The organism is Streptomyces anulatus, assembly GCF_000721175.1.
In the GTDB taxonomy this organism is placed as follows: Bacteria; Actinomycetota; Actinomycetes; order Streptomycetales; family Streptomycetaceae; genus Streptomyces; species Streptomyces anulatus_C.
The window spans coordinates 67,588-89,608 of sequence record NZ_JOEZ01000021.1; the positions used below are offsets into that span (position 1 = coordinate 67,588).

Here is a 22,021-nt window from a genome sequence, read left to right on the forward strand (position 1 = left end):
GCCGCGGCTCCTCCAGAGCAGGCAAGACGGCGGCGAGCAGAGCGCGGCGCTCGGTCGGGGGCGCTGCGGCCCACAACTCGCGCCGTTCACGCCGCACGGCTTCCAGCGGGACGCAGCCTTCGAACCCGGGCTGCACGGTGGTGAGCCAGTGCTGGACGAACCGTCGGCGCGCGGCCGGGAACGTACGCACGTCCTGGTCGAGCTCGGCCCCACGTCGGCCAGCTGCACGACCACACCCACCGCATGGGCCTGCTGCTCGCGGCCCGGACGTCCACCCTCACCGACCACTTCTGAGAGAAGGCCCCATGAAGCACGAGTACGAGGCGAAGTTCCTGGCCGTGGACGTCGCCGACCTCCAGACCAAGCTGAGCGCCCTCGGTGCCGTCCAGGCGTTCCCCCGCACTCTCCTCACCCGCAAGATCTTCGAGAACGACTCCCTTGACGGCGGGGCCTGGATTCGGCTGCGGGACGAGGGCACCCGCTCGACGCTCACCCTCAAGCAGGTCACCGACGCCACGACGATCGACGGCACCAAGGAGATCGAAACCGAGGTCGCCGACCTGCACGCCATGGCCGACATCCTGCGCCGGGTCGGCCTCACCGAGGTCCGGTACCAGGAGAACTACCGCGAGGAATGGCGCCTGGGCGAGGTCGCCTTCGACTTCGACAGCTGGCCGGACCTTCCCACCTTTCTGGAGATCGAAGGACCCGACGAGGCGTCGGTGCGCCAGGCCGCCGCGCTGCTGGACCTCGACTACTCCGAGGCCCGGTTCGGCAGCGTAGACGAGATCTACAAGAGCGAGTCCAGCCGCGACATCCTCGCCGAGCCCACGCTCCTGTTCTCCGAAGCCGAGAAGCAGAAAGACGCTTCTCCTGCGACTCAGGACCGTTGATCACGGAGGGAGACGAGCGATGCTGACGGAAGTCGCCCTACAGCACAGGGTGATCCCCGGGATCGCCGAGTTCGCCCGAGGAGGACTACCCGCACCGGCGGCCACCGACGACGGCAACGAGTGGGTCGACGGACTCTGCTGGCTCTACTGCGGACAGCGGTGGACGCGCGTCCTGTGGATCGGCCCCGCCAGAGTCGCCGGGGCCCAAGCCCCGATGTACGCGTGCGGCGCCTGCATCGGCGAGCTGCAGGAACGGGTCTGGCAATCCTTCTTCAACGAGAGCCGCCCGGCCGGCTCCACCCGGCCGAGCGAATCCGCCGAGGTGGGGCAGTCGACCTCCGGCAGGAGAACCGGCAAGCATCGGGGCCAGAGCAGGCTCTTCCGCCGTGGTTAAGCCCCCGCCCCGGTCACGCTGGCGCCCGCTGTCCCCCGCAGCAAGAGTCCGTGGCCGGGGCGGGTCTTGGCGTGCGCACTCGTACAGGACGGCTGGGAGGTGGAGGCGTCCGACCCCAAAACCGACAGCGTTCCCGCGCGGTCGCCCTCGACGACGACACCGTCGACGTCCTGAAGCGCCACCGCGAACGGCAGGACAAAGCCCGCGAAGAGTGGGGCACGGCCTGGGTCAAGACTGGCCACGTCTTCACGCAGGAAGACGGCTCCTGGCTCCACCCCGGCAAGGTGACCGACCTCTTCGAGCGCTTGGTCGCCGCCTCGGGCCTCCCGCCCATCCGCCTCCACGACCTGCGGCACGGCGCGGCCACCCTCATGCTCGCCGCCGACATCGACCTCAAGATCGTGTCGGACACCCTCGGGCACAGCGACACACGGATCACGCGGGACGTCTACCAGAGCGTCCTCCCCCACGTCGGCAAGAGTGCCGCCGAGGCCACCGCGAAGCTCGTCCCCCTCCAGCGCAAGGCCGCCAAGAAGGCCACACGCCGCAAGCCCAAGAAGTAGATCCCGGGCGACTCCGCTCACGACTCACGCAAGCAACGCCACGGCAACCCGGCCGTGTGACCCGTCATGCCCCAAGCAACAGAAAACCCCAGGTCACGGGCTATGTGACCTGGGGTTCTTCTGAGCCGCCTTCGGGATTCGAACCCGAGACCTACGCATTACGAGTTTGCGGACCGGACGGCCGCTACTGGTCGGCGACGGCCGTACACGCTGGTCAGGTGGCCGTTCGCCTCGCCGCGACCGACGGCACGCGTAGGCGAACTGCAACGAGGAATGCAACTGCACCCCATCCCGGCTGAGCAAGTGGCTCCACCTACTTGCGCGACCGTTGGCGACCCTCTACGGTCTGAGTAAGCGTCACCGCGTACTTACGCGAACGGCCCCCGCCCGGTGTTTGCGCACCGGACGAGGGCCTGGACCGAACTCCCTGAGTCACCAAGGAGTGCAGCATGAGCACAACCGTACCCACCCTCACCGCGGCACAGCTCGATGGGCTTGCCTGCGTCGACTGCGGCAGCGACAGCAGCCCGCAGCAGCCGACCGGCGAGCGCGCCCCGTCCGGCGCCCAGCTGTTCCGCTGTACCGACCTCCCCGGCTGCCGTGTTCAGCAGAGCATCGACGCGCAGTTCCCCCTGCTGGCCGCGCTCCGCACCGAGGAGCAGCAGCCGGCGGACACCACCGAGATTGAGATCGTGGCGGCCGCCCCGTCGTACGCGCTGCTCGCCGAGCAGGTCGCCGACCGGCTCGCGGCTGAGATGCCGAAGTTTGCCGCGAAGATGGACCGGGCCGTGTTCGTCGCCCACGTCGCCGACGGGCTCCGCAGCGTCGCGCACGACCTGTGCCCGGACGGGCGGCTGTGGTGCACCGCCGACCCGGACAGCCACGCCGACCCGCGCGAGCACGTCCACCGCGGCCCGGAGATCGCCATGCACGGGGCCTACGGCTTCGACGTCATGGCCTTCCACCTCCTCCAGTGGAACGACGACGAGGTCGAGTTGGCGTTCGTCGGCGCGGGCGACTGGCCGGACCTGAACGTCGAGCAGGTCGACGAACTGATTGAGGACATGGCCGTCCACCTGGACCGGCTGCGCGCCGTGCGCGCCCGCATGGTCGCTCTGCGAACGGGAGCGGCCCTGTGAGCGCCGACCGCACCGTCACGGTGCAGACCGACCGCGGGCCTGTCACCATCCCTGAGCCGTCCTGGTGCGTCGACAACCACGACCAGGTAGCCGAGTCGCTGGCCGACGTCGGGCACCGCGGTGTTGAGCACCTGGCCGAGTTCTACGGGTACGAGGTTGCTCGGGCCGAGCTGGCCCAGTACCCGTACGCCGAGGAGACCGGCCGAGGCATCGGCGGGTACGTCGAGATGGGCCACCTGGCCCGCACCCTCACCCCGGGTGAGCTGGATGAGCTGGCCGCGCTGCTCGTCGACTACGCCGGGACGCTCAGGCGTCTCGCTCGCCAGCTCAGCACGCTCAAGGCGGGTGAGCAGCAGTGAGCACCCCTCCGAAGCCGGGCAAAGGGCTCTCCGTCCGCATGGACGCCGAGCTGCATGACGACCTGGCCGTGATGATGTCGACCGGCATTACGGCGTCGGACGCGGTGAAGCACGCGGTGTCGCTGATCGCGTCCGGGTACCGCAACGCGTGGTCGGCCGGCCTGCTCCCGGAAGGTGTCGAGCCCCGGTTCGTCAGCTTCCTCGCGCAACCGTATGACGCCCCTGAGCAGGGGGTGTGACGGTGGCCCGCGTCAACAACGCCAAGGGCGTCACGAAGCGAAAGCGCCTGGTCAGCAAGCTGGCCGCCCGCCCCGGGCATCAACGCCGGTGCTTCTACTGCCGCCGCGGCTTCCACGGGATCGAGGGCATCACGTTCGATCACTACGTGCCCTATCGGTACTGGCGGACCGGTCGGCATGACGCGCTCGTCCTGGCCTGCCGCCCCTGCAACGAGGACAAGGCCGACCGGATCCCCTGGCCTCTCGTCTGGGTGCTGCTGAGAACGTACGGGACGGGCACCACCTGACCCGTCATACAGCGAGGCCCCCGCACATCGCGTGCGGGGGCCTCGCGGCGTTTCAGGGCATCAGGCGGGCAGCGCCGCCAGAGCGCCCCGGTAGGCCTCCCACAGCCGCGCTCCGTCCTCGCAGCGTCCCGCGCGGCCGCACCCGGTGCACTCAGCGGTGTGTCCCAGGTAGGCCCGGTAAGCCACTTCGTCGGGCTGCTCAGCAAGCGGAGTCAAGCGGCGCTGCTCCCGGCACGGGGCGCACGCGTACAGGGCCGCACCCGGCCCGGAGTTCTGCTCGATGACCTGCACCAGCACGGCCGTCCCTGACGGGCCCTTGTGCCAGTGGCACCAGCCGGAACGGGGGTCCTCGGTAGTCTGATCCATGGCGACGTCCTCCAGGTAGTCGTCCACACCCCCGGGCCGTCCTATCGGCCGCGGGGGTTTCGTCTTCACCCGTATAGACCGTACTACCCTCTGCTACCCCCGTGGCTAGCTATGGCAGGTGGGGGCCTGCTGCCTAGCTTGCGGATCATGAGCATCGATCGCGAGGGACCGATCCCGCCGTACCGGCAGATCGCCGACCAGCTGCGCGCCCGCATCGCAGACGGAACGATCCCCGTCGGCCGGCGCATCCCCTCGCTCGTCGAGCTGGAGCAGGAATTCGGCGTGGCCCGCGACACCCTCCGCAAGGCCGTGAAGGTGCTCAAGGACGAGGGTCTGGTCGAGACCGTGACGGGCATGGGCGTCTTCGTCACCCAGCCGCCCGAGTAGCCACGCCTCAGGGAACCCCCAGCGCCTCGGACGGCGCTCCCGCCGGGCGGGCCTGTACCGCCCCGGTAGCCCCTCCCCCGGACGTACGGCCCGGGGCTGGCCTACCTCCCCGTCTACCGAGCCTCTACCTGCACGTCTACCCGCGCGCTACCCGGGTCTACCGACCGCTCTACCGTCGTCTACCGCACGGAGCGTGACGCGCCCCCGCCCCCCTCCCCGCCCAACCTCTTTCGGGTCTCTACGTTGTTGCCGCAGGTCACGTCACCAACAACAACGCCAACAACACCGGGGGAGGGGTTTCGGAAGGGGTTAGCTGTACGTGACACCCATCGAATCACCCTGCGTTACATCACTCAAAGTGACGTCGCTAATTGTTCCAGCCGTTGGATTCGCGAAATAGCGGCCCGAAAAATGCCCGCGCAAAAAACAGGGCGACAAGGGCGTTTGGGTCGCCCACCTGGGCTCTTAAGTTTTGATCCACTCTCCCCCGTGCGCGGGCATGCCGAACGCCCCGGACCGTTGTGGTTCGGGGCGTTCATCACTGGGTGTGAGGACGTGGCGTGGGTGGTGGGGTGGACACCGACCATGTCACCCAACGCCACGTCCTGTCTGGGGTCAGCCGCGGACTCCTGTGTCCACCGCGAACGCCTCGCCGTGAGCGAGTGCGATGTCGCCGCGCATCCAGATGAGCAACGCGACTTGACCGGTGTCGGCGTACCGCTCGACCAGCTGAATCGTCATCGGTCCAGTTCGGAGTCCGAAGTACAGCTGTGCCCAGTCCCCGGTGTACACCTCGGAGCAGTCGGTGCTCGTTCCGACGGTGAGGTCGATCGGGACTTGGTTGGTCGGGTAGCGGGTGAGCAGTCCGGCCGGCGGCTGGAGGTAGCGGCCCTCTGCGTCCTTGAGCTTGGCCAGGCCCTGCTCGGTGCGGGGCGCGGTGATGACGCCGGTGGGTTCGTGGTTGAACGCCCGGATCGCGGCCTGCGCGTCAATGAGTGCGTCGTAGTTGAAGCCGTCGGCGGCGATCAGGGCGCCGTTCGCTCCGTGGGTGGTGACGGTTACGCCGGTCTGGTTGAGGACGCCGCGGGGCTGCGGTGCGGTGCCGGTGCCTCGCAGTGCGACGCGGTCGAGCTCCAACGCGACCTGCGCGGCAAGGTCCCGCTCGACGACGCCGACGATGCTCGGGTCGGAGTCCTCGATCAGCTCTCGGCTCATCTTGACCAGGAAGGCCATCGAGCGGGCCGTGAGCGTCACCGCGTCGAGGGTGAGGTCCCCTTCGGCGATGGCTGCGTTCTCGTTCCGCCAGGCCGGGGCTGAGCTTCCGGTGAGGCGGGGGACCTTGAGGGTCTGGGAGTCCATGGGGACGGTGGTGGCCCCTGCCTGGAAGACGCGGGACACGTTGCGGGCCCGGTCGATGAGCTGGCCCGCGGTGGGGGTGGGGACGAGGTGTCCGCCGGCGGTGGCGGTTCCTTCGGCCATGGCGCGGAGTTCGGAGTCGTTGAGCCCGTCACGGCGTCCGGTGACCCAGGTACGCAGGAGGGCGCCGAGGCGGACATCCTGCGCGGGCTGCGGGGCACCGTGGCTGCTCCGGGCGGTCCAGTCGGCGAACGACTGGCCGCGGGTCAGGAGAGGCAGTTCCGGGGCGGTGGTGCGTACACCGGGGTCGCCGGACGCGATGACGATCTGCGACCGGTCGACCTGGTTCTCAGGGGAGTTGTCGAGACGCCGGAGGATGATCCCGATGCGGCGCACCTCGTCGTCGTGGGCGTCGAACTCGCGCTGCTCGGACGCGAGGAGGCTGCGGCCCGCGACGCCGGCGTTGTCGGTGAGGGTCTGCATCGCGGCAAGCCGGTCGGTCTGCGCCTGGCGTACGGCGTCGTAGTGCTGCTTGAACGTCTGGCCGGCCTGGCGCTCGTTGAGACTGGCAGCGGTGGGCAGGGTGGTACGAGACATGAGGGACTCCTGTGTCAGTGAGGTGTGAGTGCGCGCCGGTATGTCGACGGCTCGCGGTGCGGGGCACTCGCGCGGGCCGGAAGGGGCGCGTCATCAAGGCAGCTCACCGGGGCGGAGCCCTGGTCGGTGAGCGGGGGCGGGCGGGGCCTGCCCCCTGCTCTGCCTTGATCGTAGCGGCTAGTTGTGCTGGTTGAGGAGGATCTGCGTCAAGTGCGCGTCGAGAGCGGCCCGGTCGCCTTGGTGGACGACGAGCCCGAGGAGCTGAGCGAGGGCGCCGGTCGCGAGGGCGAGCTGAACGAGTTCGTCGCGGTCGCGGGTGTCGAGGAGCGCGCGCAGGGCCTCCTCGTCCTGGGCGGCGCCGGCGCGTACCAGCGCACAGGCCGCGGCGAACGTGGCGTTGGACGTGTTGGGTACGGGCATGGGGGCTCCCAGGGTCAGACGTGAGGGGTGCACAGGGCGGTGTCCCAGCCGGGCGGCTGCATCCAGGGGCGTTCGTCGAGGATGGCGGCAATCTTGCGGTCGGTGTCGGAGACGTCGCCGGTCCGGAACGCTTCGAGGGCCATCTCGATGAGGTGAGGCTGGCTCTTGAGAGTCACGCACTCGATGACGGGGACGAGGACGCGAGCGGCACGGCAGCGCCACATGACGCCCGGGGAGGGCGACATGGGGTCGGGCTCCATGGGGCCGAAGGGTTCGGCGATGTAGAGGGCGCCGTCGGGGTACATGGCGGCGTACGCGGCGGCGATCTCGGGGTCGGGGGTGAGGTAGACCCAGCCAGCGTCCCGGGCTGCCGAGGTGGGGAGCGCGTACCGCTGTGTGGTGGCGGTGGTCTGCGACTTGCTCGGGGGGAACAGCGGGGCGCCCATGCCGAGGCCGGGGACCCCGCCGTGGAACAGGTCCTGGTGTCTCATGTCGTGCCTCCGTACGGGTCAGCAGGTGGGGTGTGTGGTGTCGCCGGTGGTCGCGTGGACGGGGTCGAGAGGGCCGCCGCAGACGGTGCAGAGCGCTCCGACGGTGGTCACGTTCTGTGATGCCGGTTCGCCAGTCGCGCCAGTGGCGCCATCAGTTACGCCATTCACGCCAGGGTCTGAACCCTGGCGCGACTGGCGCGACTGTGGCGGGACTGGCGTAGAGATGTCACTCTCTGTAGCGGTGGTGAGCGCTTCGATACGCCAGACGGCGCCCTTCCCGAACCCCGCCCGCTCGGACTTCACCCCGGCTTTGCGCATGGCCCGCTGAAGCGTGCGCTCCGAGATGTCGTCGGCGGCCGCGGCCTTCTTCACGTCCTTGGAAGGCGCCTCGCCACCGTGGTCGAGGAGGTAGCCGCGCAGCCAGTCGGCGGCCTCGTCCCGCTCACCGCGGTCGGTCTCCTGGCCCTGCGCGAGGATCTGATCGACGGTGCGCGTCGACTCCCCCGTGAAGACGAAGCGGCCGACGAACGCGGCGCCCTTCTTCGTCTCCACTTCGGCGGTGACGATGTTGTACGAGAGCGACGGGAGGTCGGCGCGGCCTAGGCTGTTCTTCGCCTGCGTCATCACGCGACACTCGTTGTCGTCGTCGCGGGCGAAGCCGAACACGGCGCGGGGCACGTTCTTGAACGCTCCCGATCCGGTGATGAGCGACGCGGGGTCGGTCCCGGAGCCCTTGTTGAAGTGGGCGATGCCCAGCAGCACGCATTCGGTCCGGTCGGCCATGCGGGCGAGCGGGTCCAGGGCGGTCCGTACGTCCCGCTCCCGGTGGGTGTCGATGCCCGCGCCGATGCACGACATGAGCGGGTCGAGCACCACCAGGGCGACGTCATGGTCCCGGATCGCCTGCTCCATGAGGCTGTTGTCCTGGGGCAGGCTGAGCGTCGTCTCGCCGAACTCGGCTTCAACGGCTTCGACCCGGTACACCAGGTCGAGGTTCGCTCCGGCCCCGATCAGACGGGGGACGATGGTCTGCTTCCACGAGTCCTCTACGGCGACGTAGAAGACGGCGCGGGGGCGGCCCTGGAACGCGCCGGGCAGGGTGCCCGCGGTGACGTGTGCGGCCATCCACATGCCGAACGACGACTTCCCGGTGCCCTCCCGGCCGGCGGCGACGGACAGCGCCCCGGCGGGGACGCGCCCCTCCCCGTCGTCGAGCCAGGCCCAGACGACGGGCTCCGGCTCGATGTCCGAGGCACGAGTGAGGCGCAGCTTCCGCGCCGGTGCGGGCTGCCCGTCGGCCCAGTCGAGCGGGGGGAGGTCCGCGAGTCCCGCGGTGAGGACGTTGTCCGGCGGCAGGGCGCTCGTGGGGTCGTACGAGGTGGTCACGCGGTGTTCTCCTGCCCGGGGGTGAGGTACCGGCCCGGCTGCCCGGGTACGGCGACGGGCGGCCAACCGGGGGTGGCACGCAGTTGGTGCGGGGGCCGGTTGTTGGCGTTGTCGCGGGCGGTGCGGAGCTCTTCGGCGGTGCGGCGGGCGGCGATGACGTGGCCCTGCCGTCCCGCGTAGGCGTTGGCGTCGGCGGTGATCTCCCGCCACCACTCGACGGGGTCGGTGTCCATCAGCCAGTCCAGTCGCTGGCGTTCGGCGGTGGCCCGGCGGTGCTGCTCGGCTGCTTCGAGGGTGGCCGCGTAGGCGCGGGGGTCCTTCGGGTCGAGCCGGAGCCAGGCGGGGGAGCCGTAGGGCGGCCAGGTGTCGACGCTGAGAGCGGTCACCTGCATCTCGGCACGAAGCGCCGTGATGTCCCCGGCGGTGGCGTCTTCGGGAACGGCGCGCAGCGCGCGGCCTCTGTTCGATACGGTGGTGCCCGACCCGCCGCCTTGCTGGTCTTTCTGCGCCCCGGTTGCCCCCGGGGCGCTTTGCTTTGTGCTCATGCAGCGCGGGCCCCGTTCTGCTCGGTGTCCAGGCGGCGGACGTACTCGTGTAGGGCCTCAGCCGATACTCGTCGAGCGCGGCCGATCTTGACGCTGCGGAGCTGGCCGGTGGAGATCAGGGCCTTGGCGGTGGTGATGCCGACGCCAAGCTGTTCGGCGACCTCGCCAACGGGGTGCAGGATTCGAGTCATGCCGGTCTCCCGAGTATGTGGAACCGGGTACTCGGCTCCGCTTGCTCGGCAGTGTAAGGCGGTCGCGGTCGGCCGTGCAAGTACGCGGCGACACATGCGCACGCGTGTGGCGCCACTTGCTCGCCCAGTGAGCAAGTGGGATGCTCACCGCATGGCTCTACACCTCGGCACGTGGGACGTGGACTTTCGCCCTCAGGGCTGGATCAGATTCAAGGAATCGGACGGCGGCCCCACCGTCTATCTGCAGTTCCGGCAGTCAGGCCCTCTTGGACAGGAACGATTCGACATGGAGTCGGTCGTGATGGAGAGGGGCGACGAAGACACGCTGAGCGGGCGGACATGGCGCCGCATCCCCTTCTCTGACCTGGAATCGCTTCTCCGAGATCCCGAGATCACCGACATTTTGACCGCGCCCTGCGATGTATCCGCGCCCTCCTTGGGCTGTCTGGACAAGTACTTCGAGGCCACGGAGCATCTATCAAACGTCGTCGTGGGCCTCTCTTCCGGGGTGATGAGGGGGGACGGCGTCAAGGGAGAACCGAGAGGCGGGCTCCCTGTTGTTCGGGCGCCGCAGGGGCGTCTGACAGATGAGCACTTGCAGGACGTGGCGGATGCCTACCGGTGGTTCACGAACGCGAGCAAGTCACCCGCCCCAGCGATCGCCGACATGGCCGGCGTTCCGGTGCGAACCGTGCACCGGTGGGTCTACGAGGCCAGAAAGCGCGGGTTCCTTCCGCCTGCTCGCGCAGGGCGCGCCGGATGACCCGCGGCCGCCGGAGCAACGGCGACTCCTCGGTGTACTTCTCCGAGGCGGACGGGAAGTGGCACGGCTGGGTCACGGTCGGCACGAAGCCGAACGGCGCCCCGGACCGACGTCACCGCCAGGGCCCGGACGAAGCGGGCGTGCGCGCCAAGGTGAAGGAGCTGGAGAAGGCCCGGGACGCGGGCAAGACCAGGAAGGCCGGCCGCGCCCCGACGATCGAGCAGTGGCTCACCACCTGGATGGACACCGCGTGCGCCCGGAAGGTCGCGGACGGCACGATGGCCCCGCGAACCCTGGACGACTACCGGTCGAAGTGCCGCCTGTACCTGTTCCCCGGCATCGGGAAGCACCGCGTCGACAAGCTGGCCGCTGAGCACCTCGACGCCCTGTACCTCGACATGCTGCGGCGTGACCTGTCACCGGGGACCGTGCTGAAGACGCACCGGATCATCGCCCGAGCGCTCAAGGTCGCCATGCAGCGCGACCTCGTACACCGAAACGTGGCCACCCTGGTGGAGCCGCCGCAGCCGTCCGAGGTGGAGATCGAGCCGTACGGCCAGGCCGAGGCGCGAGCGCTGCTCACCGAGGCCGGCGGGCGCCGCAACGGGGCCCGCTGGTCGGTCGCGCTCGCCATCGGACTGCGGCAGGGCGAGGCGCTCGGGCTGCGCTGGAAGTACGTGGACCTGGACACCGGGGCCATGAAGGTCTGGTGGCAGTTGCAGCGGCTCACCTGGCAGCACGGGTGCGAGGACGCGCACGCCTGCGGGGCGAAGCACCACCGGAAGGGCTGCAAGCCGACGTGCAAGCAGCACGCCCGGCTGAAGAACGGGTGCCCGAAGCCGTGCCCGAAGGACTGCAAGGCGCACGCGAAGACGTGCCCGGAGCGGACCGGCGGCGGTCTCGTCTTCCGGGAGCCGAAGGGCAAGAACAAGCGCATCGTGACCATCCCTCCCCCGCTGATCCCGGTACTCCGGGCGCACCGCAGCGCGCAGTTGCGCGAGCGCCTGGCGGCCGGTGAGCTCTGGGAGGAGCACGACCTACTTTTCAGCCAGGAGAACGGGCGGCCGATCGACCCGCGGCACGACTGGGACGAGTTCAAGGACATCCTGACGGCGGCCGGTCTCCGGGACGCCCGGGTGCACGACGGCCGGCACACCGCGGGGACGCTGATGATCGAGTCCGGGATCAGTCCGCGCGTCGTGATGGAGGTCCTGGGGCACTCGTCGATGCGGATGATGGTCCGCTACACCCACGTCGGCTCGCCGCTCGCGCAGGACGCGGCACAGCGGATGGGAGACGCCCTGTGGGGCTGAACGCGCGTTCTATCGCAACGGGGATTGCAACGGGCCGGAAAGCAGAACAGCGGCTTCCCGTGGGAAACCGCTGGTCAAGCACTGAGCCGCCTTCGGGATTCGAACCCGAGACCTACGCATTACGAGTGCGTTGCTCTGGCCAACTGAGCTAAGGCGGCGCGCCCTGTCGCAACTATGGTGCGATCAGCAGCGGAGCCAAGTCTACACAGTTTCCGGGGGTGCTCCGCACAGGGCGCCCCCGGAGGCGTTCGCACAGGTCAGGACGGGTCAGGCCGGTCAGGGCAGGCCGGGCCGGGCGGTCAGGTGCACTTCTTGCCGTCGGTGGGCGCGGTGCCCTCCAGGAGGTACGTGTTGATCGCCGTGTCGATGCAGTCGCTGCCCCGGCCGTACGCGGTGTGGCCGTCGCCGTCGTAGGTGAGCAGGGTGCCGGAGGAGAGCTGCTCGGCGAGGGACTGGGACCACTTGTACGGGGTGGCCGGGTCGCGGGTGGTGCCGACGACGACGATCGGGTCGGCGCCCTTCGCCTCCGTGCGGTGCGGGGTGCCCGTGGCCTCGGTGGGCCAGTAGGCGCAGTTCAGGGAGGCCCAGGCGAAGCCGCGGCCGAAGACCGGGGAGGCCTTCTCGAAGTCCGGGACCGCCTTCTCGACGGCGTCGGGGGTGTCGAAGGCGGGCGGCAGGTCGACGCAGTTCACGGCGGCGTTGGCGAACATCAGGTTCGCGTACTTCCCGTCCGGCTCGCGCTCGTAGTAGCTGTCGGCCAGGGACAGGAGGCCGGATCCGTCGCTGCGCTGTGCGCCCGTCAGCGCTTCCCGGAGCTGCGGCCAGGCCGCCTCGTCGTACATGGCGGCGATCACCCCGGTGATGGCCAGGGACTCGCCCAGCTCGCGGTCGTCGCCGGTCGGGATCGGCTTCGCGTCCAGGTCCTTGAAGAGCTGCTTCAGCGCGGTCTCCGCGTCGGCGGTGGACGTGGTGCCGAGCGGGCAGTCCGGCTGCTCGACGCAGTCGGCGGCGAAGGACTGGAAGGCCCCCTCGAAGCCCGCCGTCTGGTCGCGGTTCATGTCGATGGCCTGCAGCGACGGGTCCATCGCCCCGTCCAGGACGAGGCGGCCGGCCCGCTCCGGGAACAGGTCCGCGTACGTGGCGCCCAGGAAGGTCCCGTACGACGCTCCGACGTAATGCAGCTTCTCGTCACCGAGCAGGGCCCGCAGTACGTCCATGTCGCGGGCCGTGTCGACGGTGGAGACGTACGGGAGGATCTCGCCGCTCCGCTTCTCGCAACCCGTCGCGAACTTCTCGAAGGACGCGCTCAGCTTCCGGACCTCCGCCTCGTCGTCCGGCGTCAGGTCGACCTGGGTGTAGGCGTCCATCTCCGGTCCCGTGAGGCACTCGACGGGCTCGCTGCGGGCCACCCCGCGCGGGTCGATGGCCACCATGTCGTAGCGGGCCCTCACCTGGGCCGGATAGCCGAGTGCCGCGTACCCCTGGAGGTAGCCGATCGCGGAGCCGCCCGGGCCGCCCGGATTCACCAGGAGGGAACCGATCCGCTTGCCCGGACCGGTGGCCTTCTTGCGGGAGACGGCGAGCTCGATGTCACCGTCATCCGGCTTGTCGTAGTCCTTCGGGGCCTTCATCGTCGTGCACTCGAACCCCTCCACCCCGCAGTCGCGCCAGCTCAACTGCTGCGCGTAGTACGACGACAGCCCCACGGGAGCCGCGGTGCCGGTGGCCGAGGCGTTCGGCGACGAGCCGCTGCCACTGCAGCCGGAGATGAGGAGGCCGGCAGTGCCGATCCCGATGGCGAAGGTGCGGACCAGCCGCCTGGTATCCATCCAGGGAGCGTATCCGCCGGGTGACGAGTCGTCCGATTCCCTGCTCATTCGGGTGAACAGAGACCCCGCGCAGTAACCCTCAGCCCGCCCGCAGCGCCATCGTCATCGCCTCCACCGCGAGCAGCGGCGCCACATTGCGGTCCATGGCCTCCCGGCAGGCGATCACCGACTCGATCCTGCGCAGGGTCTGCGCGGGGCTCGACGACTCCGCGATCCGGTCGAGGGAGTCCTGCACATCGACGTTGGCGATGGCGATCCGGGAGCCGAGCTGGAGGGCCAGCACATCGCGGTAGAACCCGGTGAGCTCGGTCAGCGCCAGGTCGAGGCTGTCGCGCTGCGTGCGCGTCTTGCGGCGCTTCTGCCTGTCCTCCAGCTCCTTCATCGCCCCCGCCGTACCGCGCGGCATCCGGCCTCCGGCCACTCCGCCGAGCGCCGCCTTGAGGTCCTCGGTCTCCTTGACGTCGACCTCCTCCGCCATCTGCTTGGCGTCGTCGGTGGCCGTGTCGATCAGCTCCTGGGCCGCCTTGAGGCAGCCGCCGACGTCGCCGATCCGCAGCGGAACCTTCAACACCGCCGCCCGCCGCGCCCGCGCGCGCTCGTCCGTGGCGAGACGGCGGGCCCGGCCGATGTGCCCCTGGGTGGCGCGCGCCGCGGAGTGCGCCCGCTCGGGGTCGACACCGTCGCGGCGGATCAGGACGTCGGCCACGGCCTCCACCGGCGGGGTGCTCAGGGTCAGGTGCCGGCAGCGGGAACGGATCGTGGGCAGGACGTCTTCGAGCGAGGGCGCGCACAGCATCCAGACCGTGCGCGGCGCAGGCTCCTCGACGGCCTTCAGCAGGACGTTGCCCGCGCCCTCGGTGAGGCGGTCGGCATCCTCCATGACGATGACCTGCCACCGCCCGACCGCCGGGGAGAGCTGGGCGCGCCGGACCAGGTCGCGGGTCTCCTTCACACCGATGGAGAGCAGGTCCGTGCGGATGACCTGGACGTCGGCGTGCGTACCGATCAGGCTCGTGTGGCAGCCGTCGCAGAAGCCGCAGCCGGGGGCGCCGCCCAACGCCCGGTCCGGGCTCGTGCACTGGAGCGCGGCGGCGAAGGCCCGCGCCGCCGTGGACCGGCCGGAACCGGGCGGCCCGGTGAACAGCCAGGCGTGCGTCATCTTCGAGCCCTGCTCCAGCGGCTTGCCGTCGGACACGGCGGTGACCAGCGCATCGGCGTCCCTGGCGGCAGCGGCGAGCTGCTCCTGCACTCGGTCCTGTCCGACCAGGTCGTCCCATACGGTCATGGGTCACCGCCCTTCCGGTGGTGTCGTGCACTGCAGTGGTGCGGCGGCGGCAGCCGGCGTCACCCGGGGGCACGGTGCGCTGTCCGACCCGCCGCTGTCCATTGTGGGGGACGCCACTGACAGTCCGGCCCGCCCGCCCCCGGAGGGACGGACGGGCCGGGACTTCACCGTCGGCGGTGGGGCGGGTACGTCAGCCGCGCGGGCGACGTCCGCGGCCTCCGGGGCCGGTGCCGTCGTCGTCCTGGCCCCCGAGCAGCTCGTCCGCCAGGGTCGGCAGATCGTCCAGCGGGGTCTCCTCCGCCCAGTCCGGGCGGGGGCGCTTGCGGCGGCTCCGCTGCCGGCCGGAAGACTCTCCGGCCTGCGGGTCCTCGACCTGCGGAAGCTCGCGGGTGCGCTCGTTCTCGCGCTCCGCGGGCGGGGCGGCCTCCGGGCTCTCGTCACGGAAGAAGCCCTGGGGCACCCGGTCGGAGGGCTGGTCCGCGGGCACGGGCGGCAGCACAGCCGTCTCGTCAGCGTCCCGGGCGTCCCCGGCCGAGCGCCGGTCCGTCGGCCACTCGTCTGTGACGCGCGGCAGCATCGCCGTCTCGTCCTCCACGGAAGCGGAACCCGTACGCGCATCCGTACCGGCACCAGCACCGTAAGGACGCTCGCCCTCCGGTCGCGCCGTCGGGACCGGCTGGGTGATCTCGTTCGGGTTCACGATCGGTGTGGGCACCGTGAGCTCGTTCTCCGGAACGGAATGACCGGACGGGCCGGACGGGCCGGACGGGCCTTCCGAACGCGAGGACGTCTCCGTACGGGCGGCCCGCCGGGCCTCAGCCCGATCGGCCTCAGCACGATCGGCCTCCGCCCGCGCCGCCTCCGTACGGGCGGCCGCCTCGGCCTCGGCCCGGCGGCGGGCCTCCTCGGCGCGTACCAGGGCCTCCTCGGCCTTGCGCTGCTTCTCCAGCCGCTGCGCCTCGGCCTCCTTGCGGAGCCGGGCCTCCTCCTCGGCCTGCTTGCGCAGCCGTTCCTGCTCGGCCTCGCGGACCCGCTCCTCGGCCTCCAGCCGGAGCCGGTCCTCCTCGGCGCGGCGGCGGGCCTCCTCGGCGCGCTGCCGGGCCTCCTCCGCCTGGCGTTCGGCCTCGCGGCGGCGGGCCTCCTCCAGCTCGCGCTGCTTGCGCTCCTCCTCCTCGGCGCGCAGCCGGGCGAGCTGCTCCTGGCGTTCCTTCTCCAGGCGCTCCTCCTCGGCCTTGCGGGCGGCCTCTTCCTCCGCCTTGCGCCGGGCCTCCTCCTCGGCCTGGCGCCTGGCCTCCTCGATGGCCTCGATCTCGGCCTCGGAGAGCGGAAGGAGCTGGTCGAGCCGGTGACGTACGACCGTGGTGATCGGCTCCGGTTCCTGGCCGGCGTCCACCACCAGATAACGGGTCGGGTCGGCGGCGGCCAGGGTCAGGAACCCGGACCGTACCCGCTCGTGGAACTCGGCCGGCTCCGACTCCAGCCGGTCCGGCGCCTCCGTGAACCGCTCCCGCGCGGTCGCCGGGTCGACGTCCAGCAGCACCGTCAGATGCGGTACGAGACCACTCGTCGCCCACCGCGAGATCCGGGCGATCTCGGTCGGGGCCAGGTCCCGCCCCGCGCCCTGGTAGGCGACGGACGAGTCGATGTAACGGTCGGAGATGACGATCGCGCCGCGCTCCAGCGCCGGGCGGACGACGGAGTCGACGTGCTCGGCGCGGTCGGCGGCGTACAGCAGGGCCTCGGCCCGGTTGGAGAGGCCGGCGGAGGACACGTCCAGCAGGATCGACCGCAGCCGCTTCCCGACCGGGGTGGCCCCGGGCTCCCGGGTCACGACGACCTCGTGGCCCTTGGCCCGGATCCACTCGGCGAGTGCTTCGACCTGGGTGGACTTGCCCGCTCCGTCACCGCCCTCCAGGGCGAGGAAGAAGCCGGTGGCGGCGGGCGCGACCGCCGGGTCACCGCCGCGCAGCGCCTCGCGCAGGTCCCGGCGCAGCGGCACGCCCGCCCGGTCGTCCGTCTTGGCGAGGACGAGGGCGGCGACGGGCAGCAGGAGGGCGCCGAGCAGCATCAGGGTGAAGGCGGCCCCGCCGTGGGCGAAGACGAAGTCACCGGCGGCCAGGCGGTGCCGCCCGATCGCGGCGGCCAGCAGGGGCCCCGCGACCGCGCCGAGAGCGACGAGCACCCGGACGACGGCCTGGAGGTGCTCGGTGGTCCGGGCCTGCCGGAACGCCTCGGTCTCCTGGTCGATCAGGGTGTGCCCGGTGTTCGCGGCGGCCCCGGCGGCGTAGCCGGCGAGCAGGGCGATGGCGATCCCGGTCGCGGTGTCCGGCACCAGGCCGAGCGCGAGGAGCGCGAGGCCGGTGACGGCGGTGGCCAGCGCCAGCAGGCGACGGCGCGACAGGGTGGGCAGTACGTGGCGTGCGGTGCGGATGCCGAGGGCGGTGCCGCCGGTCAGACCGAGGATCAGCAGCGCGAAGGTGGCCGGTCCGCCGCCCAGGTCGTAGGCGTGCAGTACGGAGACCGCCGCGGCCGCGGCGACGGCTCCGGCGAGGGCCGCGCAGACCGCGACGAGCAGGGGGGTGGCGCCGGTGCGGCCCTTGTCGGGGCCGTTGCCGGTGGCGGGACGGCGCAGGCCCTCCAGCGGGGAGCGCGGCCGGGGCGTCCGGGTGGCCGGGAACTCCAGGAAGTACAGGGTGGAGATGGAGGCGGAGAAGAGTCCGGCCGCGACGTAGGACCCCAGGGCCGCCTGGTGGAAGGAGAACCACTCCAGGCCCGAGCCGAGGAGGTTGCCGACCAGCGTGGCGACCAGCAGGACCACCGCGGCGGCGGGCACGGCGAGGAAGTTCGTACGGAGTGAAAGACGGCGCAGGGCGTCGTGGTGGTCGGGCAGCGGGCGTACCGCGGCTCCTTCGAGGGGCGGGGCGGGCAGCAGCGCCGGGGCGGCACTGTCCTTGGCCACGGCCCACAGGCGCTCACCGGCGCCGGTCACGAAGACGGTGATGAGGATCATCATGAGCGCCTTGTCGGGCGTCCAGTCGATCCACAGCGGGGCGACGACCAGCAGCGCCAGGCGCAGCCCGTCCACCCCGATCATCAGCCATCGTCGGTCAAGCTTTCCGCCGGGCCCCGTGAGGGCCGTCAGCGGCCCCAGGAGTACGGCTCCGAAGAACAGGGTGGAAAGGATCCGGGCACCGAAGACGGCGGCGACGGCGAAGGCCGCCCCGCGGTATCCGGTGCCGAATGAGCCCTCAAGGACCGCCGCTTGCAGCGACAGCAGCACCAGCACGAGAAGGGCGAGTGCATCGCCGATACCGCCGACGAGCTGGGCGCTCCACAACCGCTTCAGCGGGGGGATACGCAACAGGGCCCGTACGGCGCGCTCGCGTGAGTCTGCGGCAAGTGTGTCGGAGGTGGGGCTCACGACCGTTGGCTGCTCGGCTCGCGTCATCCGCCCAGCCTATCGGCAGCGGTGCGGCCGCTGTCGGGCCCGTCCGAACAAATGGACGCAGACGGCTTCCGGCCATGCTCTTCCACGCCCCCGGGACACACCGTCGCCCGGCACCTGCTGAGGTGCCGGGCGGCGGTGGCGGTGCGGGTGGGACGGGCCCGTCAGTCGTCCGACGGGGTGGTGGAAGAAGCGGAGGCCGTCTTCTTCGCCGTCGTCTTCTTGGCGGCCGTCTTGGCGGTCGTCGCCTTCTTGGCCGTCGTGGTCTTCTTCGCCGCGGTCTTCTTGGCGGCCGTCGTCTTCTTCGCGGCCGTCTTCTTGGCCGTCGCCTTCTTCGCGGGCGCCTTCTTGGCCGTCTTCTTCTTCGCGGGCCCCTTGGCGCGCTTCTCGGCGAGCAGCTCGTAACCACGCTCGGGCGTGATGTCCTCGACGCTGTCGTCGGTCCGCAGGGTCGCGTTGGTCTCGCCGTCGGTGACGTACGCGCCGAAGCGGCCGTCCTTCACCACGACCGGCGCACCGCTGACCGGGTCGGTGCCCAGCTCCTTCAGCGGCGGCTTGGCCGCGGCCCGGCCGCGCTGCTTGGGCTGGGCGTAGATCGCGAGGGCCTCTTCGAGGGTGATGTCGAAGAGCTGGTCCTCGGAGGTCAGCGAACGGGAGTCGGTGCCCTTCTTCAGATACGGGCCGTAGCGGCCGTTCTGCGCGGTGATCTCGACACCCTCGGCGTCCTCACCGACGACGCGCGGCAGGGACATCAGCTTGAGGGCGTCGGCGAGGGTGACCGTGTCCAGGGACATGGACTTGAAGAGCGAGGCGGTCCGCGGCTTCACCGCGTTCTTGCCGGTCTTCGGCGTCCCCTCGGGCAGCACCTCGGTGACGTACGGGCCGTAGCGCCCGTCCTTGGCGATGATCTGGTTGCCGCTGACCGGGTCCGCGCCCAGCTCGAAGTCCCCGCTCGGCTTGGCCAGCAGCTCCTCCGCGAGCTCGACGGTCAGCTCGTCGGGCGCGAGGTCCTCGGGCACGTCGGCACGCTGGTGGCCCTCGGCGTCCTTCTCGCCCCGCTCGATGTACGGGCCGTAGCGGCCGACGCGGAGCTTGATGTCGTTGCCGACCGGGAAGGAGGAAATCTCGCGGGCGTCGATCGCGCCGAGGTCGGTGACCAGTGCCTTCAGGCCGCCGAGGTGGTCGCCGTCGCCGTTGCCCGCGTCGGAGGCCGCTCCGGCTGCGGCGGTGTCGTCACCGGGCTGGGCGCCGAAGTAGAAGCGCTTGAGCCACGGCACGGACTGGGCCTCGCCCCGCGAGATGCGGTCGAGGTCGTCCTCCATGCGGGCGGTGAAGTCGTAGTCGACGAGCCGGCCGAAGTGCTTCTCCAGCAGGTTGACCACGGCGAAGGACAGGAAGGACGGGACGAGTGCCGTGCCCTTCTTGAAGACGTAACCGCGATCCAGGATGGTCCCGATGATCGATGCGTACGTCGAGGGGCGGCCGATCTCGCGCTCTTCGAGCTCCTTGACCAGCGAGGCCTCGGTGTAGCGGGCCGGGGGCTTGGTGGCGTGCCCGTCGACCGTGACCTCTTCGGCGGACAGCGCGTCGCCCTCGGCGACCTGCGGCAGCCGGCGCTCACGGTCGTCAAGCTCGGCGTTCGGGTCGTCGGCGCCTTCGACGTACGCCTTCATGAAGCCGTGGAAGGTGATCGTCTTGCCGGAGGCGGAGAACTCGGCGTCGCGGCCGTCGCTCGCCCGGCCACCGATCTTGACGGTGACGGAGTCGCCGACCGCGTCCTTCATCTGGGAGGCGACGGTCCGCTTCCAGATCAGCTCGTAGAGCCGGAACTGGTCGCCGGTGAGCCCGGTCTCGGCAGGGGTGCGGAAGCGGTCGCCGGAGGGGCGGATCGCCTCGTGCGCCTCCTGCGCGTTCTTGACCTTCCCGGCGTACGTACGCGGCTTCTCGGGGAGGTAGCTCGCCCCGTACAGCTGAGTGACCTGGGCCCGGGCCGCGGAGATCGCGGTGTCCGAGAGGGTCGTGGAGTCCGTACGCATATAGGTGATGAAGCCGTTCTCGTACAGCTTCTGCGCCACCTGCATGGTCGCCTTGGCCCCGAAGCCCAGCTTGCGGCTCGCCTCCTGCTGGAGGGTCGTGGTCCGGAAGGGGGCGTACGGGGAGCGGCGGTACGGCTTCGACTCGACGGACCGGACCGCGAACGAGGAGTCGGCGAGCGCGGCGGCCAGGGCGCGGGCGTTCGTCTCGTCCAGGTGCAGGGTCTGGGCGGAGCCGGCCTTGAGCTGCCCGTCGGGGCCGAAATCGCGGCCCTGGGCGATCCGGCGGCCGTCGACCGCGCTGAGGCGGGCCGTGAGGGTCGAGGGGTCGGAGGCGTCTCCGGTACGGCCGGTGGCGAACTTTCCGGTCAGGTCCCAGTACTCGGCGGAACGGAAGGCGATGCGCTCGCGCTCCCGCTCGACGACGAGCCGGGTGGCGACGGACTGGACGCGGCCCGCCGAGAGCTTCGGCATGACCTTCTTCCACAGGACCGGCGAGACCTCGTAGCCGTAGAGGCGGTCGAGGATGCGGCGGGTCTCCTGGGCGTCGACCATGCGCTGGTTGAGCTCGCGCGGGTTGGCGACGGCGGCCCGGATCGCGTCCTTGGTGATCTCGTGGAAGACCATCCGGTGGACCGGGACCTTGGGCCTCAGCACTTCCTGCAGGTGCCACGCGATGGCTTCGCCCTCGCGGTCCTCATCAGTGGCGAGGAAGAGTTCGTCGGACTCGGCCAGCAGCTGCTTGAGCTTCCTGACCTGGGCCTTCTTGTCGGCGTTGACCACATAGACGGGCTGGAAGTCGTTATCGACATCCACGCCGAGCCGGCGTACCTCGCCGGTGTACTCGTCCGGGACCTCGGCCGCGCCGTTCGGGAGGTCGCGGATGTGCCCGACGCTCGCCTCGACGACGTATCCGGGGCCGAGATAGCCCTTGATCGTCTTCGCCTTGGCAGGCGACTCGACGATGACGAGTCGGCGGCCGCCCTGTGCGGTCTCGCTGGTCGGGGACAACTTCGCTCTTCTCTCCGGTCGACACTCGATGGGCATCCGGGCAGCGTCATGACGCTGCACGCGGTGCTGTCGCTGCGGAGTGTGACGGTACAACCCGCCCCCGTGTCAAACGGCAAAAGCCCGCAACGGCCACTCGAACGGTAACCCGACTTCCGCCATTCCTGCCGCCCGGACCGCCGGGTCCGCACCGCGCGGGGCCTCGGCCTGCAGCTTTTCGGAGGGGGTGGTGGTGACCTTCGGGAGACCTGTCGTCCCGGGCGCCGCCCGGCCGGAGGCGGGGATCAGACGAGCGTGAAGCACCACACGCCGAGGCCGAGGAAAACTACGCCGAAGAGCGTCGTGAGTGCGGTGGAGGCGACGGGGCTCACACCGTGCGCCACCGGCGCGCGGTGCGCGGCTCGCGCCCCTGTCCAGATCAGGAGGGCGGCGCCGAACAGCGCCAGGGCCGTACCGGCGAAGACTGCTGAGACGCTCTCCATGTCCTACCCCTAGCCCCGTCGTGACGAACCGCCCGGGACGGTCCGACCGGTCCCGGAGCAGGACCTCGGCGGTCCGGCACGGGGAGGTTGTCACCCCGGGGCATCACCCACACGAACCGCGGGTGAACAGCACTCCCCCGCCGACCGGCGGGACACCATCGGCCGCATTTTCCGGTCACGACCGGAATATGTGGTCCCGGCGTGTCGGAGAGAACGCCGGGCACGAACACGCTGGTGGCGAGGACACCGC

The 22,021-nt window shown here is 70.8% G+C and carries 21 protein-coding genes, 1 tRNA gene and 1 pseudogene; 10 read left to right on the top strand and 13 right to left on the bottom strand.

What is annotated here, in order from left to right:
- The first annotated feature begins 305 nt into the window (after positions 1-305).
- The 7 genes and pseudogenes from IG90_RS0124140 (at position 306) to IG90_RS0124170 (ending at position 3,874) form a co-directional block, all read left to right on the top strand.
- Positions 306-893, top strand: a complete 588-nt coding sequence (locus IG90_RS0124140) for a class IV adenylate cyclase (RefSeq protein ID WP_030588264.1) — start codon at positions 306-308, stop codon at positions 891-893.
- Between the two features lie 19 nt (positions 894-912).
- Complete coding sequence (locus IG90_RS0124145; RefSeq protein ID WP_030588268.1) at positions 913-1,287, top strand: hypothetical protein; 375 nt, start codon at positions 913-915, stop codon at positions 1,285-1,287.
- Between the two features lie 78 nt (positions 1,288-1,365).
- Positions 1,366-1,850: pseudogene (locus IG90_RS0124150) on the top strand (tyrosine-type recombinase/integrase); the annotation flags it as partial.
- Positions 1,851-2,299: 449 nt separating this feature from the next.
- The gene (locus IG90_RS0124155; protein WP_030588274.1) at positions 2,300-2,989 is read left to right on the top strand and encodes a DUF6907 domain-containing protein; all 690 of its coding nucleotides are present in this window, start codon (positions 2,300-2,302) and stop codon (positions 2,987-2,989) included.
- Positions 2,986-3,348, top strand: coding sequence for a DUF6907 domain-containing protein (locus tag IG90_RS0124160; protein WP_051860176.1), 363 nt, complete (start codon positions 2,986-2,988; stop codon positions 3,346-3,348). Before IG90_RS0124155 ends, IG90_RS0124160 begins: the two co-directional genes overlap by 4 nt.
- A 38-nt stretch (positions 3,349-3,386) precedes the next feature.
- Complete coding sequence (locus tag IG90_RS0124165; RefSeq protein WP_157846332.1) at positions 3,387-3,587, top strand: hypothetical protein; 201 nt, start codon at positions 3,387-3,389, stop codon at positions 3,585-3,587.
- Positions 3,584-3,874: an HNH endonuclease gene (locus tag IG90_RS0124170; RefSeq protein ID WP_051860174.1), complete on the top strand. Its 291-nt coding sequence runs from the start codon at positions 3,584-3,586 to the stop codon at positions 3,872-3,874. Before IG90_RS0124165 ends, IG90_RS0124170 begins: the two co-directional genes overlap by 4 nt.
- Before the next feature lie 60 nt (positions 3,875-3,934).
- Here the strand turns inward: IG90_RS0124170 and IG90_RS0124175 are convergent, their stop codons facing one another.
- The gene (locus tag IG90_RS0124175) at positions 3,935-4,240 is read right to left on the bottom strand and encodes a hypothetical protein (protein WP_030588286.1); all 306 of its coding nucleotides are present in this window, start codon (positions 4,238-4,240) and stop codon (positions 3,935-3,937) included.
- 147 nt (positions 4,241-4,387) lie between these two features.
- Between IG90_RS0124175 and IG90_RS0124180 the strand changes: the two genes are divergently transcribed.
- Positions 4,388-4,627, top strand: a complete 240-nt coding sequence (locus IG90_RS0124180) for a GntR family transcriptional regulator (RefSeq protein WP_030588289.1) — start codon at positions 4,388-4,390, stop codon at positions 4,625-4,627.
- Between the two features lie 615 nt (positions 4,628-5,242).
- Here the strand turns inward: IG90_RS0124180 and IG90_RS0124185 are convergent.
- The 6 genes from IG90_RS0124185 to IG90_RS0124210 all read right to left on the bottom strand — a co-directional run bounded on the left by IG90_RS0124185 (position 5,243) and on the right by IG90_RS0124210 (position 9,613).
- Positions 5,243-6,580: a phage major capsid protein gene (locus IG90_RS0124185; protein ID WP_030588292.1), complete on the bottom strand. Its 1,338-nt coding sequence runs from the start codon at positions 6,578-6,580 to the stop codon at positions 5,243-5,245.
- Between the two features lie 177 nt (positions 6,581-6,757).
- Positions 6,758-7,000: a hypothetical protein gene (locus tag IG90_RS0124190; RefSeq protein ID WP_030588296.1), complete on the bottom strand. Its 243-nt coding sequence runs from the start codon at positions 6,998-7,000 to the stop codon at positions 6,758-6,760.
- A gap of 14 nt (positions 7,001-7,014) precedes the next feature.
- Positions 7,015-7,491 (bottom strand): hypothetical protein, encoded by a 477-nt coding sequence (locus tag IG90_RS0124195; protein WP_030588299.1) that lies wholly within the window; start codon positions 7,489-7,491, stop codon positions 7,015-7,017.
- A gap of 18 nt (positions 7,492-7,509) precedes the next feature.
- Positions 7,510-8,877, bottom strand: a complete 1,368-nt coding sequence (locus tag IG90_RS0124200; RefSeq protein ID WP_051860173.1) for an AAA family ATPase — start codon at positions 8,875-8,877, stop codon at positions 7,510-7,512.
- Positions 8,874-9,422 carry a hypothetical protein gene (locus tag IG90_RS0124205; RefSeq protein ID WP_233436047.1) on the bottom strand — a complete coding sequence of 183 codons (549 nt, stop codon included), beginning with the start codon at positions 9,420-9,422 and terminating at the stop codon, positions 8,874-8,876. The genes IG90_RS0124200 and IG90_RS0124205 overlap by 4 nt, the downstream gene beginning before the upstream one ends.
- Positions 9,419-9,613: a helix-turn-helix domain-containing protein gene (locus IG90_RS0124210; RefSeq protein ID WP_030588308.1), complete on the bottom strand. Its 195-nt coding sequence runs from the start codon at positions 9,611-9,613 to the stop codon at positions 9,419-9,421. Before IG90_RS0124210 ends, IG90_RS0124205 begins: the two co-directional genes overlap by 4 nt.
- Positions 9,614-9,764: 151 nt before the next feature.
- Between IG90_RS0124210 and IG90_RS0124215 the strand changes: the two genes are divergently transcribed.
- Together IG90_RS0124215 and IG90_RS0124220 are read left to right on the top strand one after the other, a co-directional pair.
- Positions 9,765-10,376: a hypothetical protein gene (locus tag IG90_RS0124215; protein ID WP_030588311.1), complete on the top strand. Its 612-nt coding sequence runs from the start codon at positions 9,765-9,767 to the stop codon at positions 10,374-10,376.
- Entirely contained in the window at positions 10,373-11,689 is a 1,317-nt protein-coding gene (locus tag IG90_RS0124220) for a tyrosine-type recombinase/integrase (RefSeq protein WP_233436046.1), read from the top strand. The genes IG90_RS0124215 and IG90_RS0124220 overlap by 4 nt, the downstream gene beginning before the upstream one ends.
- An 84-nt stretch (positions 11,690-11,773) precedes the next feature.
- On the opposite strand, the gene IG90_RS0124225 is transcribed toward IG90_RS0124220, so the two are convergent.
- From IG90_RS0124225 to IG90_RS0124250, 6 genes are all read right to left on the bottom strand, one after another.
- A tRNA-Thr gene (locus tag IG90_RS0124225) sits at positions 11,774-11,847 on the bottom strand.
- 141 nt (positions 11,848-11,988) lie between these two features.
- On the bottom strand, positions 11,989-13,518 hold the full coding sequence (locus tag IG90_RS0124230) for an alpha/beta hydrolase (RefSeq protein WP_030588317.1): 1,530 nt from the start codon (positions 13,516-13,518) through the stop codon (positions 11,989-11,991).
- Positions 13,519-13,597: 79 nt separating this feature from the next.
- On the bottom strand, positions 13,598-14,803 hold the full coding sequence (locus tag IG90_RS0124235; protein WP_030588319.1) for a DNA polymerase III subunit delta': 1,206 nt from the start codon (positions 14,801-14,803) through the stop codon (positions 13,598-13,600).
- 190 nt (positions 14,804-14,993) lie between these two features.
- Complete coding sequence (tmk, locus tag IG90_RS0124240) at positions 14,994-18,251, bottom strand: dTMP kinase (RefSeq protein ID WP_033894616.1); 3,258 nt, start codon at positions 18,249-18,251, stop codon at positions 14,994-14,996.
- A 161-nt stretch (positions 18,252-18,412) separates the two neighbouring features.
- Positions 18,413-21,292 (bottom strand): type I DNA topoisomerase, encoded by a 2,880-nt coding sequence (gene topA, locus IG90_RS0124245; RefSeq protein ID WP_030588325.1) that lies wholly within the window; start codon positions 21,290-21,292, stop codon positions 18,413-18,415.
- 281 nt (positions 21,293-21,573) lie between these two features.
- Complete coding sequence (locus IG90_RS0124250; RefSeq protein ID WP_030588328.1) at positions 21,574-21,771, bottom strand: hypothetical protein; 198 nt, start codon at positions 21,769-21,771, stop codon at positions 21,574-21,576.
- Positions 21,772-22,021: the final 250 nt, after the last annotated feature.

What these genes read in the sequence shown, in the direction of transcription:
- IG90_RS0124140 (WP_030588264.1), top strand. Translation starts at nt 306, where the DNA reads ATGAAGCACGAGTACGAGGCGAAGTTCCTGGCCGTGGACGTCGCCGAC.
- IG90_RS0124145 (WP_030588268.1), top strand. Translation starts at nt 913, where the DNA reads ATGCTGACGGAAGTCGCCCTACAGCACAGGGTGATCCCCGGGATCGCC.
- IG90_RS0124155 (WP_030588274.1), top strand. Translation starts at nt 2,300, where the DNA reads ATGAGCACAACCGTACCCACCCTCACCGCGGCACAGCTCGATGGGCTT.
- IG90_RS0124165 (WP_157846332.1), top strand. Translation starts at nt 3,387, where the DNA reads ATGGACGCCGAGCTGCATGACGACCTGGCCGTGATGATGTCGACCGGC.
- IG90_RS0124175 (WP_030588286.1), bottom strand. Translation starts at nt 4,240, where the DNA reads ATGGATCAGACTACCGAGGACCCCCGTTCCGGCTGGTGCCACTGGCAC.
- IG90_RS0124180 (WP_030588289.1), top strand. Translation starts at nt 4,388, where the DNA reads ATGAGCATCGATCGCGAGGGACCGATCCCGCCGTACCGGCAGATCGCC.
- IG90_RS0124185 (WP_030588292.1), bottom strand. Translation starts at nt 6,580, where the DNA reads ATGTCTCGTACCACCCTGCCCACCGCTGCCAGTCTCAACGAGCGCCAG.
- IG90_RS0124190 (WP_030588296.1), bottom strand. Translation starts at nt 7,000, where the DNA reads ATGCCCGTACCCAACACGTCCAACGCCACGTTCGCCGCGGCCTGTGCG.
- IG90_RS0124195 (WP_030588299.1), bottom strand. Translation starts at nt 7,491, where the DNA reads ATGAGACACCAGGACCTGTTCCACGGCGGGGTCCCCGGCCTCGGCATG.
- IG90_RS0124205 (WP_233436047.1), bottom strand. Translation starts at nt 9,422, where the DNA reads ATGAGCACAAAGCAAAGCGCCCCGGGGGCAACCGGGGCGCAGAAAGAC.
- IG90_RS0124210 (WP_030588308.1), bottom strand. Translation starts at nt 9,613, where the DNA reads ATGACTCGAATCCTGCACCCCGTTGGCGAGGTCGCCGAACAGCTTGGC.
- IG90_RS0124215 (WP_030588311.1), top strand. Translation starts at nt 9,765, where the DNA reads ATGGCTCTACACCTCGGCACGTGGGACGTGGACTTTCGCCCTCAGGGC.
- IG90_RS0124220 (WP_233436046.1), top strand. Translation starts at nt 10,373, where the DNA reads ATGACCCGCGGCCGCCGGAGCAACGGCGACTCCTCGGTGTACTTCTCC.
- IG90_RS0124230 (WP_030588317.1), bottom strand. Translation starts at nt 13,518, where the DNA reads ATGGATACCAGGCGGCTGGTCCGCACCTTCGCCATCGGGATCGGCACT.
- IG90_RS0124235 (WP_030588319.1), bottom strand. Translation starts at nt 14,803, where the DNA reads ATGACCGTATGGGACGACCTGGTCGGACAGGACCGAGTGCAGGAGCAG.
- tmk (WP_033894616.1), bottom strand. Translation starts at nt 18,251, where the DNA reads ATGACGCGAGCCGAGCAGCCAACGGTCGTGAGCCCCACCTCCGACACA.
- IG90_RS0124250 (WP_030588328.1), bottom strand. Translation starts at nt 21,771, where the DNA reads ATGGAGAGCGTCTCAGCAGTCTTCGCCGGTACGGCCCTGGCGCTGTTC.